11 protein-coding genes are annotated in these 14,631 nt (G+C 39.5%); 6 read left to right on the forward strand and 5 right to left on the reverse strand.

The features are described from left to right. Positions 1-94: 94 nt before the first annotated feature. Positions 95-991, reverse strand: a complete 897-nt coding sequence (locus U1E44_RS15200; RefSeq protein ID WP_322931963.1) for a sugar phosphate isomerase/epimerase family protein — start codon at positions 989-991, stop codon at positions 95-97. Positions 992-1,233: 242 nt separating this feature from the next. Between U1E44_RS15200 and U1E44_RS15205 the strand changes: the two genes are divergently transcribed. Both U1E44_RS15205 and U1E44_RS15210 read left to right on the forward strand, forming a co-directional pair. Further along, positions 1,234-2,901, forward strand: a complete 1,668-nt coding sequence (locus U1E44_RS15205; protein ID WP_322931964.1) for a M14 family metallopeptidase — start codon at positions 1,234-1,236, stop codon at positions 2,899-2,901. A gap of 2 nt (positions 2,902-2,903) precedes the next feature. After that, positions 2,904-3,965, forward strand: coding sequence for a M14 family zinc carboxypeptidase (locus U1E44_RS15210; RefSeq protein WP_322931965.1), 1,062 nt, complete (start codon positions 2,904-2,906; stop codon positions 3,963-3,965). 257 nt (positions 3,966-4,222) lie between these two features. Here U1E44_RS15210 and U1E44_RS15215 read toward each other — a convergent pair whose 3' ends face one another. From U1E44_RS15215 to U1E44_RS15230, 4 genes are all read right to left on the reverse strand, one after another. Next, positions 4,223-6,937, reverse strand: a complete 2,715-nt coding sequence (locus U1E44_RS15215) for a M16 family metallopeptidase (RefSeq protein ID WP_322931966.1) — start codon at positions 6,935-6,937, stop codon at positions 4,223-4,225. Positions 6,938-7,340: 403 nt separating this feature from the next. Next, positions 7,341-8,429 (reverse strand): Gfo/Idh/MocA family protein, encoded by a 1,089-nt coding sequence (locus U1E44_RS15220; protein ID WP_322931967.1) that lies wholly within the window; start codon positions 8,427-8,429, stop codon positions 7,341-7,343. Positions 8,430-9,027: 598 nt separating this feature from the next. After that, entirely contained in the window at positions 9,028-10,140 is a 1,113-nt protein-coding gene (locus tag U1E44_RS15225) for a pyridoxal phosphate-dependent aminotransferase (protein ID WP_322931968.1), read from the reverse strand. Positions 10,141-10,330: 190 nt separating this feature from the next. Then, positions 10,331-10,783, reverse strand: a complete 453-nt coding sequence (locus tag U1E44_RS15230) for a hypothetical protein (RefSeq protein WP_322931969.1) — start codon at positions 10,781-10,783, stop codon at positions 10,331-10,333. A 318-nt stretch (positions 10,784-11,101) separates the two neighbouring features. Between U1E44_RS15230 and U1E44_RS15235 the strand changes: the two genes are divergently transcribed. Genes U1E44_RS15235 through U1E44_RS15250 form a run of 4 tightly spaced genes read left to right on the forward strand, consistent with a single transcriptional unit; the run spans position 11,102 to position 14,608 of the window. Further along, positions 11,102-12,295: an Nramp family divalent metal transporter gene (locus tag U1E44_RS15235; RefSeq protein WP_322931970.1), complete on the forward strand. Its 1,194-nt coding sequence runs from the start codon at positions 11,102-11,104 to the stop codon at positions 12,293-12,295. A gap of 1 nt (position 12,296) precedes the next feature. Beyond that, positions 12,297-13,040: a 5-oxoprolinase subunit PxpA gene (gene pxpA, locus U1E44_RS15240; RefSeq protein ID WP_322931971.1), complete on the forward strand. Its 744-nt coding sequence runs from the start codon at positions 12,297-12,299 to the stop codon at positions 13,038-13,040. After that, positions 13,033-13,770, forward strand: a complete 738-nt coding sequence (gene pxpB / locus U1E44_RS15245; protein ID WP_322931972.1) for a 5-oxoprolinase subunit PxpB — start codon at positions 13,033-13,035, stop codon at positions 13,768-13,770. The genes pxpA and pxpB overlap by 8 nt, the downstream gene beginning before the upstream one ends. Beyond that, complete coding sequence (locus U1E44_RS15250) at positions 13,763-14,608, forward strand: 5-oxoprolinase subunit C family protein (RefSeq protein ID WP_322931973.1); 846 nt, start codon at positions 13,763-13,765, stop codon at positions 14,606-14,608. Before pxpB ends, U1E44_RS15250 begins: the two co-directional genes overlap by 8 nt. The last annotated feature ends 23 nt before the right edge of the window (positions 14,609-14,631 follow it).

The raw sequence follows: 14,631 nt of genomic DNA on the forward strand, positions 1-14,631 counted from the left end.
TCTATGCTCCATAGTATAAGATATTATTTGCTCTAATTTAATGACTTTATATCTAATAACAAAGTGCCTAAGTCAATTGTTTCATTTGGTTGGCCTAGTACATAGAAACTATTCTTTTAAAGTGTGGTAAAGCGATTTCAGGCTCGGCCAATTCGGGATGCCATCGTTTTTCCCATTCAAAACTAAGATACCCATTATAATGGGTACGGTCTAAAAGTGCTAAAATTTCTGCAATAGGCACTTCGCCGTTACCGGTTAGCGTATATTTTGTAGCTGCGTCATTTTTAAAATAACCGTCTTTAAGTTGTACTAAACTGATGTAATCTTTTAAGGTATGATACATTTTTTCGGGGCTTTCTCCCGTTTGTAGATGCATATTAAAAAAGTCCCAGATAATACCGGTGTGTTCATTGCTCATACCTTGCATTACAAAGCTAATATCGGTTGCCCATACCAAGTCACTATGTGTATCTAACAAAACTTTTACTCTAGAACCGCTACAATAATCAGCAAGGATAGCCAGATTTTCTTGTATGGTAGCTAAGGCAAACGCTTTGGTTTTTTCTTTCGGAAAATAGTTGGGAAAAACACGGATATAAGGGCAATCGAGTTCCTGAGCCATATCAATATAGCGTTTCGCAGTATCTAAATTGAGGTTTTTTTTCGATGGTTCATACTCATGGAGTACCGCAGATGAATTTAAATTGAGGATGTTTACATCAAAATTTGCAGCCATTTCTTTGATCTTGTGCCGTTGACTCTTTTGAAAATAGGGACTTTGAAGCAAATCTACTTCGTTTAATATCCCTCTAAATTCAACAGCTTGATACCCCATTTTCTGGGCATTTTCAAAAATTTCCGGTAAACTCCAATCCGGACAGGCCAACGTATTGAAACATAATTTTCTTTGGGGTGCTGTTGTCGGCTTTGAAAATAGTGCGGGAGCTAACAGGCCAAGCGCGCTTAGTTGAAGAAAAGACTTTCGGTTCATTCCGTTTTTTTATAAAATTAAGCAATAGGCTTTAAATTAACTAGAGTACATTTTTGGAAGTTAGGTATAGGCCTATATAATGCATAGCAAAAACTCCATTTGTAGGCTAAGTGAAAAAAACACAAAATAAATTGATGAAGATTTTTGTGCGTTAATATAACATTAAAAGGAATTGGTGTTAAATTTTTTAAAAGTCGTTTCAATTTGAGTATTTTCGATTTGTTAATCTTTAACTCGCTACAATGCACCAAAAATTAATTTACCTTTTTGGGATATGGATATTTTCCGTCCCAATTTGGTCTCAAACAAATTACCCCACCATCCCGCAAATTGCCCAACGGCTTCAAAAAATAAATGCAAATTCCGATGCTACCCTATCATCTTTAGTAAAAACGGAAGGGGGGAATGATATCTGGGTACTTAAGATAGGCATAGGAGATTTAGATAACAAACCAGGAATTGCAGTTGTAGGAGGTACAGAGGGCTTTCATGTGCTTGGTGTAGAATTGGCGCTTCAGTTTGCAGAACGATTGGTGGCGAATCATTCAAAAATTTTAGAGACTACTACCTTTTACATATTTCCTAATATGTCTCCCGATGCTTATGGTCAGTACCATACTTCCTTACAATATGAGCGAAGAGGAAATGCGGTAAAAGTTGATCATGATAGGGATGGCATGGCAGATGAAGATCCGTATGAAGATTTAAATAACGATGGTTGGATTACCAATATGCGGGTAGAAAGTCCGTTAGGCGATTACAAACTACATCCAACTGATCCAAGGGTTTTGGTTAAAGCCGACCGATCGAAAGGCGAATCCGGAAATTATTTGTTGTACTCCGAAGGAATAGATAATGACAAGGACGGGAAGTTTAATGAAGATGGTACCGAGGGCATCGCTTTTAACAAAAACTTTACCTATCAATTTCCGGTGTTTCAGCCTTTAGCCGGAGATTATCCGGTGTCGCAAAAGGAAACTAGGGCACTTATAGATTACCTTTTTCAACAGTGGAATATTTTTGCATTTGTTACGTTTAGTCCGGCTAATAATCTTTCTACTCCTTTAAAATATGATGAGAAAGGGGCTAAAAAAAGAGTGATTAGTTCAATGCTAGAAAAAGATGTAGACTTAAATAAAATGCTTTCTGAACTTTATAATAGTACCATTTCGCAGAACGCTTTTCTGCAAGACAATCAGGGTACGCCTGGTGATTTTTATCAGTGGGCCTATTTTCATTTCGGAAGATTAAGTTTTAGTACGCCGGGATGGTGGGTGCCAGAAGTAAAGTCGGATAAAGAAAAGGATAAAAATGAGGAAGAAGCGAAACAAGAAAAGAAAGATTCAAAAAAGGAAGAAGACAAAGATAAACCAGTAATAACCAAAGAATCTAATTTTTTGGCATGGGCAGCACCGCATGGCCTCAATAATGTGTTTGTACCATGGACAGAAGTATCGCATCCGGATTTCCCGAATCTAAAGGTAGAAGTTGGCGGAATAAAACCATTTGTATTGCATAATGCACCCTTTAGGCAGGTAGACAGTATTGCCATTCAGCACACTAATTTTATTGTAAAATTGGCTGAAATTCAGCCTAAACTGGAATTTCACAATGTAAAAGTAGAAAAATTGGGCAACAGATTACATAGAATTACAGCAGATCTCTTTAATAATTCCCCCTTGCCAACGCATTCAGAATTGGGTGAAAAATCGCGGTGGCTTCGTAAAATTCGCATCGACATTACCAAAGATAAAAAAGAAGTATTGGCGGGCAACACCTTGAATTTGATAGATAAATTAGGTGCTTTTGAAACAAAAAAGGTTTCATGGATTGTTCAAGGTACCGGAAATGTAGTTATAAAAGCAGGTGCATCGCACTGTGGTATTGCCACACTAAACGTAAAATTATAATAATGATGAAGTCTTTTGTTTCCTTTAGTACTGTGGTTTGCTTGCTAACCATTTCTCTATCGCAGGCGCAAGAAAAGTTTTTTCGAGCCATAGGTACACCACATCAACCTAAAGTAGAAGTGAGCTGGAATCGTTATTATACTTATGATGGACTCGTAGATATTATGCAGAAAATTGCTAAAGCGCATCCTCAGCTCGCAAAACTTCAAAGTATTGGAAAATCCGTTGAAGGTAGGGAAATCTGGTCGCTTACCATTTCCGATTTTGGCACAGGTAATCCCAATCGGAAGCCCGCTATGTACATCGATGTAAAAATTTATGATGCCATAGCCAAAAAGGGAGAAGAAATGATTCCCGGTTATCGTTATTTAGTAGTATACAAAGATTTATATTCTGTATTTGGAGGAGAATTGGATTGGTTTTATGGAGGTAGAGGAATTTACACCTACACGAATGAGTTAATGGTCTCGTATCTATACTATCATAAAAATGAGGTGAGAGCCAACCAAGAAGAAGAATTAAAAGTAGATAAATACCTTACCTTTGGGGACGCTTTTGTTCCTTGGGAAACCTACCAGCATCCCCAATTTGGTGCTATTGAAGTTGGTGGATTTAAAAAGAATTTCAGTAGGGCACACCCCGGGTTTTTGTTAGAGCAAGATGCACATAGAAATATGGCGTTTACTCTGTATCATGGATATCACACCCCTAAATTAAGTGTCTTAGATGTTCAAGAAGAAGCTCTTGGTAATGGGCTAACGGCACTAACGGCAACCATTTATAACGAACGTCTTATGCCTACACACTCCGGTCAAGATTTAAAATACAACATAGAACGTCCGGATTACATTACCATTAAAGGGGCGAAAGTATTAGCGGGAATGATCGTGGAAAATGCGGATTTTAATATCGTTAAAGAACAAAGGAATTCGCCCGAAAAAATCGCCGTACCTAATATTCCGGGTATGGGTACCGTTAAAGTGCGATGGATCGTTTCTGGAAGCGGTAATTATTCCCTTACGGTAGATTCTGCCAAAGGCGGTGTTGTAGATTGGAAGAACTAAAATGGCCATAAAAAATGGGGTTTTCACCGTTCAGGTAAACCCCATTTAATCTAAAGATTCCCCGACCCGAAGGTCGGGGTTTCCTATTTACCTCTCCTTTGGAGAGGTCGGAACTGCCTTTTTGCAGTTCCGGGTGAGGTAAAATACAAAATTTCGGTTTTTGGCCCAAAGGCCAAAATGAAACTGGCGAAATACCCCTATGGCTTGCCTCGGGGATAGTCAGTTTCAAGAAATTTTTTATTACACGTGTAGTGATTTTACTTTTTAAAATCCCCTGCATTTACGACCGTCCATTTTTCAAAGGGCTTAATGTACTTTACTATCACCTTATTTACATCTTCCACGGTGAGTTTGCGTAGTTTTTCTTCTATCGATTTTTGAAAATCCATGGTTCTGTTGTAGAAAATGTTATTGTTGATAAGGCTCGACAGTTCATTGTCTTGTGCTCGAGATACCGTCTCTTCCTGAATCCACCCATTAACAGCATTGTCTAGTTCTTCCTGAGTAATTCCATCCTTAATAAAACGAGCCAGTTCCTCTTTAAAGCCTAATTGTACTTTGTCATAATTTTCCGGAGCATAAATAGCATAGAGATATAATTGCGAATTTTCGTCATCTTTATCAGAATCGGCCTGAAATCCCGCTCCGGCACCATAACTCACACCATCTTTCTGGCGTAGCCTATCTGCGAATCGGGAATTTAAAAATCCGCCTCCCAATATGGTAGCAGCTACCTGTACTGCCACATAATCATAGCTATATTCACTTAGTTTTAGGTATAGTCCGCCAAAAGTCATGGCGTTCTTCTTATCCGGTGTTACAATATTCTCATTCACAGCCTTTGAGGGCGTGTGAGGCGCAGAAATTTTAGCATAGGGTGTTTTACTGTTAAATTGCGCAAACTCGGTTTCTATAAAGGCCTTTATTTCGTCCGACTTTAGGTTGCCTATACCTACTAAAATGGACTTACCTAATCCATAAAAATCGTTATAAAATGAGGATACATCGGTTAATGTTACTTTTTTAATGGCATCAATGCGTTCTTCAATAGTCATTCTGTACAGCGGATGTCCCTTAGGGTAGGCATTATTGATTTCTCCAAATCGGGTTTGCGCTAAGAACTGGGGCTCCGTTTTGTTGGCTTCAATAGTTGCCAGCGCTTCCGTTTTTAGTTTTTCCAGTTCGCCTGCATCAAACGCAGGGTTTTTTAAGATATCGGCCATAAGCTGTAGTGTTGGCAGTAGGTTTTCTTCCGTAGAAGCTATATTGGCATAAACGTTACCGTTTCTAGCACTAAAATTTAAGGTCGATTTTAGTTTACTTAGTTCATCCTCTATTTGTTGTCTGGTTCTGCTTGTTGTTCCCTTATTTAATAAATCGGCAGTAAATGATGGAATAACTCCCTTATTAGATAAGGATTTTTCATCCCCATTACGGATGCTAAAACTAAGGGTTACTGTATTGCCTCGATTGTTTTTTTGTATAAAACCGTAATGAACCCCATTTTGCAAAGTGCCCCTTTCTAGCCGTTGTTCAATATGATCGTAAGCCACGTCAAATGCTTCCCCCATTCCCAGACTTTCTCTACCTTGATAATTTTGCACCAAGGAATCAAGGTTTTTAGTATGCGGAATTTCAATTCTTTCCGGGGTCTTTGTGGGCACAAAACGACCTATGGTTCTATTGGTTGGAATAAAGTACTTTAAGGCAACATCATTTATGTCCTCCAACGTACTATTTTCAATACGGTCACGGTGTATAAATCCTAGGCGCCAATCGCCAGCACCTATATATTCGCTCATATACCTCCCCAGACTTTCAGAGTCTCGCGTTAATACATCGATTTGCTTTAACAAATTGGCTTTTGCTCTATCTACTTCTTCTTGCGTAATGGGTTCTAATTTTAAATGATCTAGAACTTGTTTTAAAATCGTTTCTACCTCTAAGGCATTTTTTTCTGAAGGCACATTCACATTGATGTATAAAAATCCGGGCTCTTTTGTAAAAGGTAATGACGACCAAAGGGATGATGCTTTTTGTGTTTCAACTACAGCCTTGTACAATCTTCCTGATGGTTCTGCGGTGAGCACTTCTTCTAGGATAGCTACTGCAGCATAATCGGCGTGAGAACCGGCGGGCGTATGATATAAAGCCGAAACCAATTGTAAATCTCCTACGCGACTTACGGTGACCAATTTTTCTCCATCTTGTGCCGGTTCTTCGGTGTAAGAATCTCTAATAGGGGTATTAGGTCTTGCTATCTTTCCAAATTTGCTATGTAGTAAGGCTAGTGTTTCTTCTGTATCAAATTTGCCTGTTACCATTAAGACGGCATTATCCGGTCTGTAGAATTTTTTGTAAAACGCCTTTAAGTTTTCGATAGGAACACGCTCAATATCAGATTTGTTGCCAATGGTAGTATTACCGTAATTATGCCATAAATAAGCTGCATCAATGACTTTCTGCATCAGTACTCTGGAAGGACTATTTTCACCGGATTCAAACTCGTTCCGAACAACGCTAAACTCAGATTCTAAATCTTCCTTGGCAATGTAAGAATTCACCATTCTGTCGGCTTCCAAATCCAAAGCCCAATCCAAATTATCAACCGTGGCATTAAAGGTTTCAAAATAGTTAGTGCGGTCGTACCATGTAGTGCCGTTAGGTCTTGCGCCTCGTGTACTAAGTTCTTTTGGGATATCCGGATGATTGGGCGTACCTTTAAAAATCATGTGTTCCAGCAAGTGTGCCATTCCTTTTTCTCCGTAACCTTCATGCCTAGAACCTACCAGATAGGTAATGTTTACGGTGATGGTTTGTGCCGAGTTATCCGGAAATAAAAGCACTTTTAGCCCATTGTCCATGTGATATTCTGTAATACCTTCTACACTGGCCGTTTGTGTAAATTGACTTACAAGTGTATGGCTACATATTACTAAGGTAATTACGGTAAGAATCGATTTTATTTTCATTTGTTTTCGTTTTAATTGCATCTTGATACGCATAATTTAATAATTGATTGTATGAGAAACCATTCAATTAGAAAATAGTCTTCCTATTTCTTCAGTACAACAACATTTGACAGAATATTCGGCAAAATACAAAATTGAACCCAAAGTTTTAACCCTGTATGCATCATCTAATGCTAAAAATAAACAACCTATTTATTTTAGAAATTTTAGTGCTTACACACTAATTTAAGAATCCGTTTGAAGGATTTAAAAGATTCGTTAAATTCCGTATTTTGCTAATAGATAAGTCTTTAAACCAATTTAAATACGCTTAAGAATGGGAATCAAAATAGGTGTTTATCCGCATAGCTTATAATATTCCCAATCAGGAATAACCCTGCCCAACACTGTTAGTTCGCAGTTCTTAAAGTTTTACGACACAGTTCTGTGCTGCCGAGGTATAAATGGCCTCAACAACCCTTATGTCCCGAAGACCTTCCTCGCCGGGCACTACCAAAGGAGCATTGGTTAAAATCGCTAGAGCGTCTGCATCCATTTGATTGGCTTGCTGATTTTCCAAAGGAAAATTAATGATGGTACCATCAGACATACTACCCTTATTGCCGCTGTACGAAGAATGTGGTTCCATTTTTAGCCAGCCCTTTTCGTAGTTTACTTGTAAATGGTTCATATTAATCCCAAAACTGGTTTGACAGGCGGCTCGTGCACCACTTGGAAATTCTAATTGAAACATCATGGTTTCTTCTACTTCATGGTATATTTCTGGACGTGTAGTTGATGCCTGAGCTATAACAGAAATGGGTTCCTCTCCGGAAGCCAAACGCGCTCCTTGCAATGCATACACGCCCATATCGCCCATAACACCGCCACCAAGAGCTTTGTTTTGCTTCCAATGGGTAGTTCGGCCATCAAAATAACCTGCGGCAGAGGTAATCATTTTTACTTTCCCGAATGGCCTTTCTTTGGCAACGTTCATATACGCCTTAATGTTGGGATCGTGTTGACAGCGATACCCTATAGCTAATTTTACCTTGTTATCTGCGCAGGCCTTAATCATTGCTTCACAATCTGCTACGGATGGCGCCATTGGCTTTTCGCACCACACGTGTTTTCCAGCCTTGGCAGCTCTAATGGTATATTCTGCATGCATGGAGGGAGGTAGCACTACATAGACCACATCAATATCCGGATTATTAGCAATTGTATCAAAATTAGAATACGAATACACATTCTTGTCTTTTATGCCGTAATTTTTCTGCCATACCGGAATTTTTTCAGGACTGCCGGTAACAATACCTCTTAATTCACAATTTTTGGTTAATTGCAATGCCGGTGCTAACAAATCCGTACTGTAATAGCCCAGGCCTACCAAAGCGATGCCTAATTTTTCTTTTTTCTGAAATGTAGAAGCCCATAAACCATTGGGCAGTAAGGCGGCTGAGGCGCCTACAAGGGTTGCTTGTTGTACAAAGTGTCGTCGTCCGTTTTTCATATTTTAAAGAAGTGTATTTTGTACGGTCAAGATACCTAAAAAAAAAGAAAGTGCAAACGAGAGTCGAAAATTTTTAAGTAGCTCACGATCGTGAAGCATAGGCAATGTTGAACCGTATAGTAGATTGGAAATAGTTGAGTGTTTTTAAACTGCTTTGGCTTGGCCTTACAAAATTTTTGAAAGGATCACATATAGAGCCCATAACAGACAAAAGGCACAGAAAATATAGACAATACAATTTATCGTAGTTTTCTTATCCATAGGGCATTGTTTAACGTATAAACGCCGCATAGCACACGATCTTCTAATTTCTCCGTGTATGGTAGGAAAATTCGACATAATTCCCTGAGATTCGATAAAAACTAGGAATTAAACGATAAAAGTCTATAACAGATATTTAGAAGGAAAGCACATTCAAATCATTACAATCCGTATTAAGTCATCGGATACCTAATGGTCGTAGGCTGCTTTTCCGCCTCAACAACAAATCATGCTAAAAAAATGAGTTGCTTTGCAATGAGGATCTAATTCAATATTAAAATGGTTGGTGTACATTCTTATGCACTTAATTACTTTTTGTTTAAAAACCGATTTTTCGTTATCCCAATACTTTTTTCAAAGCATCGGCAAAACGTTGTACTTCGGGCAATCTGCCGGTGCTTACACGCGCCCAGTCTGTTAAAGGTGGGAAAGGCCTTCCAATAAGTACGTTTTCTTTTCGCATTTTTTCGACAAGTTCCGTAATGGGTTTACCCGTTTTAAAGAAGACAAAATTGGTGTGAGAAGGAATATATTCTAAGCCGAGGTGGTCTAAGGTTTGGTAAATCGCAGTTTTTGCTTCGGTATTTTTCAGGATGCTGAATTTATAAAAATCGGTATCGTGTAATGCTGCTTTTGCCGCAGCAATCCCCAAAACATTGGTGTTTGCCATAACGCTTTTTTTTAGACGATCTGCAATATCCGGTCGTGCTATGAGATATCCGATACGCATGCCCGCAAGACCGAAAATTTTTGAAAAGGTTTTAGATACAATGATGTTCCTTCCTTCCTTTACCAAGGAAACCATGGAAGGATAATCGGGTTCGGTGATATAATCGTAGTAGGCCTCATCGCTAAATAATAGGGCTTGATGGTGGTGTGAAACACAGAAATCTTTTAGTTTGTTAGGCTCTAGTAAGGTGCCGGTAGGGTTATTGGGATTACAAATAAAGATAAGTCTAGTGCGATTGTTGATGCGATGCGCCATCGCTTCCAGATCGTGTTCCATTTTAGCGTTTAAGGGCACCCTGTGCACATAGCCACCAAATGTTTCCGTATAGGTGAGCATGGCTTGAAAAGTTGGGTCGGCTGCAATGACTTCGCCTCCAGATAACGCATAGGTGAGCCCTGTCGCCCTTAGTCCTTCAGTGGAGCCCCCAGTAATTACAATATGATCTTGGGAAACCCCTTCTTTAATAGCAATCATTTCAGTTAAACTAGACAAATATCCATGGGGATATCTACACGCATCATCGAAGCTGTTTAGGATTACATCGCGTACTTTCTTAGAAGGACCGAAAGGATTTTCATTAGAACTCAGTCGCACAAGATTATTTAAGGGATTCGACTTTTCCGGAGTATGGAATGCCATTGCTTCCAGTCCACCTAATAAGGCAAAAGAGCCCGATAACCCTATGGTTTTAAGCCAGTTTCTTCGATCTATCGTATTCATAACCCGTTTTTTGGTTTGGTTAAGGTACGAATTATGAAGTAGAAATAAAGTTAAGAATGGCAACTTTTTGCTGCGTGGGTATAATTGTAAATAAAAATGAGACTACAATCTATTTTGTGCTTAAGGCATCTTATATTCTTCGTGGAATTACAGTAGTAGTACGGGCTTCGACTTCATGCATTGATGGTCTTTACACCCGCTGCACAAGTTTCACATTTGCCTTTAACCCTTCCATAATGCCCAAAATATTATCTACGGTTTCGTTGAGGTAGTATTTAATTAATACATGAGGAATGCGTATGGTGGTAAAACCGTTTTTAAAAGAATTCATGGCTTTTTCCAAATCCTTTATCGCTTGTTGGTGCGTAATGCGCTGGTAGTTGGTATCAATTTCAATATTGAGCTTTACTCTTGAAATGGATAGATCCACAAATTTGGAGCCGTCCCACCATTCTAACGTAGGTTTTATTCCGGCCGCTTTGAGTCCAAAATAGAGTTGCACTGCTTCTTTGGGGGTATTATTGGCAGCCATTAAGTTTAGGATAAGCGATGTATGCCTATCGCACAATGCCACCCCCAATGTGGAAATGGATTTTTTGTATTGGCTATCCTGTAGTTCTTTTTTACATTCGAAACAATTCATTTAAATAGGTCAATTAGTAGATTTGGGATAATTATAACCGCTTTTTTTTACGAATAGTATTTTAAGCCATGCCTTAGGAAGCGTATTTTAGATGAAATGCAAACTTTTAGATGAACGGCATATTAAATTAAGATTATGCACAGTATTAATACGATCAGAAGCCGGCGTTTTTGTACCTAACGCTTTATCTTTACTCGATAATCGAGATGTATATGCGCCGACGCTTGCGTGGAAAGTTACTATAAAGATCCCTTTCTATTCCTCTTGAGCTTGCTCCAAGGTCGTTTGCTGCAAAATAAACATAGCAAAAGAGAATCAATGTTTAAAAAAGTAGGTCCAGGTGTTTTGGTAGCAGCTGCTTTTATAGGGCCGGGAACGGTTACCGTGTGCACTATGGCCGGTATTAGCTTTGGGTATACGCTACTTTGGGCCATGCTCGTTTCGCTGTTAGCGACCCTAATACTGCAAGAAATGGCAGCCCGTCTTGGCATTATAACGCAAAGAGGTTTGGCCGATGTTATTCGAAGCGAAGTCCATATTCCATGGTTGCGAAATACGATTAGTACGGTGATTTTGATAGCAATAGTGCTGGGGAATGCTGCTTATGAAGCCGGCAATATTGGCGGGGCAAGACTTGGTTTGGAAGCACTTTTTGGTGCGACATTGGCCTCCTACTATCCGTTTGCCATAGGGCTTTTGGCATGCGCATTATTGTATTTCGGGAATTACAAGCTTTTGGAAAAAACGCTGATAACACTCGTCGTACTAATGAGCCTCTCTTTCATTATTACCGCTTTTATGACCAAGCCCAGCCTGCTCGCTATTCTTAAAGGCCTGTTTGTTCCTACAATTCCTGAAAACGGTATTTTAACTGTAATTGCCTTGGTAGGTACCACAGTAGTGCCTTACAATCTCTTTTTGCACGCTTCGTTAGTCAGCGAAAAATGGAAGAACAAAACAGATTTGCCAAGTGCAAGAACCGATACTTTAGCATCCTTAACGGTGGGAGGTTTCGTCTCTATGGCTATAATAATCACTGCAGCTCCTATTGTAGGTAGCGGTGTTTTTTCGGTACTGGACTTGGCTAAAGGACTTGCCCCGTTATATGGAGATTACGCCACCATACTTATGGGGATTGGGTTATTTTCAGCAGGAATTACCTCGGCAATTACGGCACCGTTGGCTGCGGCTTATGTGGCCAGCAGCTGTTTTGGATGGAAGGAAGGAATGCAGGGAAAGCGCTTTAAAATCGTATGGATATGCATAATTGCGATGGGCGTTCTGTTTTTGTCTTTTGATATCCATCCTATTAAAATCATAGAAATGGCGCAAGTGGCCAATGGTATTTTGCTTCCGGTTACTGTTGTTTTTCTAATATGGGCCGTTAATAGAACTGGATTGATGGGCCATTACAAAAATAACCGCTTACAGAATTTCTTAGGATATGGCATTGTAGTGTTGGCGGTATTGCTGGGCGCAAAAAGTATTTTAACCGTATTTCAATTGTTGTAAAATGTATAGGTCTATCGATATTAATTGTGATGTAGGGGAAGGTTTGAATAATGAAGCCGATCTCTTGCCTTATGTGTCCTCGTGCAGTATTGCCTGTGGAGGACACGCAGGAACCTTGGAAACCATGAAGCATGCGGTGCAATTGGCAAAGCAACATCACGTAAAAATAGGGGCGCATCCCTCATACCCGGATCCCGCTAATTTTGGTCGAAAATCTATGGCGATTTCAGAAGCAGAACTAACCAAAAGTATTCAAGAACAAATTGAAAACTTAACAGTGATTTTGCGCGCAGAACGAGCGGAGTTATTCCATATTAAAGCACATGGTGCCCTGTATAATGACTTGGCGGTAGATCATCGCTTGGTTCAGCTTTATCTGAATGCTATTGCTGTGTATAAGGACAGTACCTATCTTTACGTTCCCTACAAGTCATTGATAGAAACCGAAGCATTACGCAATGGATTTCGCATAAAACGCGAGGCCTTTGCAGATCGTAATTATCATGCCAATCTCAGGCTCGTAGCAAGAAATGTCCCTAACGCCCTAATAGACAATCCAGAAAACGTTCTAGCCCATGTAGTGCGCATGGTCAATGAAAAGGAGGTGCAAACCATAGCCGGTACTAACGTAAAAATCGAGGCAGATACGTATTGTATTCATGGCGATACCCCATCCGCTTTAAAAATATTGATGTATCTTTCTAAAGAATTAAGAAAATATAAAATAAACTTTAGAGGTGCATAATTTTCCAATAACCATAAAACCTTTTGGTGCCTATGCCGTTATAATAGAATGGCCAAATAGGGTAGAAGAACCTATTTTGGATAACATATTACAGAGTATGGATGCGTTTCAAAAAGGGGGTTTTTTGGCTCCAAACTGGGAAATGATTCCCGCCTATAATTCGCTTACGCTTATTCATTGTCAAGCGATTAGTTCATTCAAAGAAATTCGCAATACACTAATTACGTTATATAATATAAAGGAAACTAGGCTCTTGCGTCAAAAGTTTTTATGGCGCTTGCCGGTCTGTTATGATTTGGATTTTGGCATAGACCTGCCTATGGTTTCAGAACAATTAGGATTAGACGTAAACCAAATTATTGAATTGCACACCACAAATGTGTATATCATTTACGGAATCGGGTTTTTACCCGGATTTATGTACTTGGGAGGCTTGCCCGATGCCTTGATTTTACCGCGAAGGGCTGCACCCCGGCCTAAAGTGCAAAAAGGAGCTGTTGGTTTGGCAGGAAAGCAAACAGGGATTTATCCACAAGAATCTCCGGGCGGATGGCATATTATTGGAAATTGCTCTGTTTCTATGTTTAACGCCGCAGCGGAAAACCCCTGCTTTGTTTGCGTGGGCGACAAGGTACAATTTTATCAAATCTCTAGAGCAGAATACGATTTGCATAAAATTGAAAGTGAAGTGGGTATTTATAAATTGGAAAAAATTAAGATAGATGCTTAAGTTACTAAAACCCGGATTCTTTACTACGCTTCAAGATTCCGGTCGTTTTGGATACCGGGACAAAGGCGTCCCTGTTTCGGGAGTAATGGACGCTATTTCTGCTAAATGGGCTAACCGTATCCTGCAAAACGACGCACAGGCTGCTTTACTCGAAATTACCATGACCGGTCCTGAACTCATTTTTGAGCAGTCTACGGTTTTTGCAGTTACAGGCGCAGAATTTGATATGCAATTAAATGAAACAAGCATCACAACGAATATGGCATATAAGGCGACTAAAGGCGACAGCGTCCTTTTTGGAGCACTGCGCAAAGGGTTTAGGGCCTATCTTGCCGTAAAAGATGGTTTTGCATCTCCGGAGGTTTTGGGTAGTAAATCACTATACGTGCCTATTACGTTGGAATCTCATTTTAAAAAGAATGACATTATTCCTTTCAAAGCCTACAAGGGTATTTTGCCCCCAAATCAAATGCCGTTTGCATTAAATTCCGTTACAGCGGAACCTGTATTAGAGGTATATCCTGGTCCGGAATATGCAATGTTATCAGATAGGCAATTAGCACAATTATTTTCTGAAAATTGGAGCATAGCCAAAGAGAACGATAGAATGGCGTATCAACTCAACGAGAATTTGGGAACTCACACCGTCTCTATGCTAACATCGGCCACCTTACCGGGTACAATGCAGTATACGCCTTCGGGTAAATTAATACTATTAATGAAAGATGGACAAACTACAGGCGGGTATCCTCGCATTTTACAATTAACAGAAAAAGCCATCTGCATATTGGCGCAAAAAAGAACAATGGAAAAAATTACGTTTAAATTGATGCGGTGAAAATGGCAATATGAGTCAAAAAT

The organism is Aurantibrevibacter litoralis (genome assembly GCF_034651555.1).
Lineage (GTDB): Bacteria > Bacteroidota > Bacteroidia > Flavobacteriales > Flavobacteriaceae > Aurantibrevibacter > Aurantibrevibacter litoralis.

What these genes read in the sequence shown, in the direction of transcription:
- U1E44_RS15200 (WP_322931963.1), bottom strand. Translation starts at nt 991, where the DNA reads ATGAACCGAAAGTCTTTTCTTCAACTAAGCGCGCTTGGCCTGTTAGCT.
- U1E44_RS15205 (WP_322931964.1), top strand. Translation starts at nt 1,234, where the DNA reads ATGCACCAAAAATTAATTTACCTTTTTGGGATATGGATATTTTCCGTC.
- U1E44_RS15210 (WP_322931965.1), top strand. Translation starts at nt 2,904, where the DNA reads ATGATGAAGTCTTTTGTTTCCTTTAGTACTGTGGTTTGCTTGCTAACC.
- U1E44_RS15215 (WP_322931966.1), bottom strand. Translation starts at nt 6,937, where the DNA reads ATGAAAATAAAATCGATTCTTACCGTAATTACCTTAGTAATATGTAGC.
- U1E44_RS15220 (WP_322931967.1), bottom strand. Translation starts at nt 8,429, where the DNA reads ATGAAAAACGGACGACGACACTTTGTACAACAAGCAACCCTTGTAGGC.
- U1E44_RS15225 (WP_322931968.1), bottom strand. Translation starts at nt 10,140, where the DNA reads ATGAATACGATAGATCGAAGAAACTGGCTTAAAACCATAGGGTTATCG.
- U1E44_RS15230 (WP_322931969.1), bottom strand. Translation starts at nt 10,783, where the DNA reads ATGAATTGTTTCGAATGTAAAAAAGAACTACAGGATAGCCAATACAAA.
- U1E44_RS15235 (WP_322931970.1), top strand. Translation starts at nt 11,102, where the DNA reads ATGTTTAAAAAAGTAGGTCCAGGTGTTTTGGTAGCAGCTGCTTTTATA.
- pxpA (WP_322931971.1), top strand. Translation starts at nt 12,297, where the DNA reads ATGTATAGGTCTATCGATATTAATTGTGATGTAGGGGAAGGTTTGAAT.
- U1E44_RS15250 (WP_322931973.1), top strand. Translation starts at nt 13,763, where the DNA reads ATGCTTAAGTTACTAAAACCCGGATTCTTTACTACGCTTCAAGATTCC.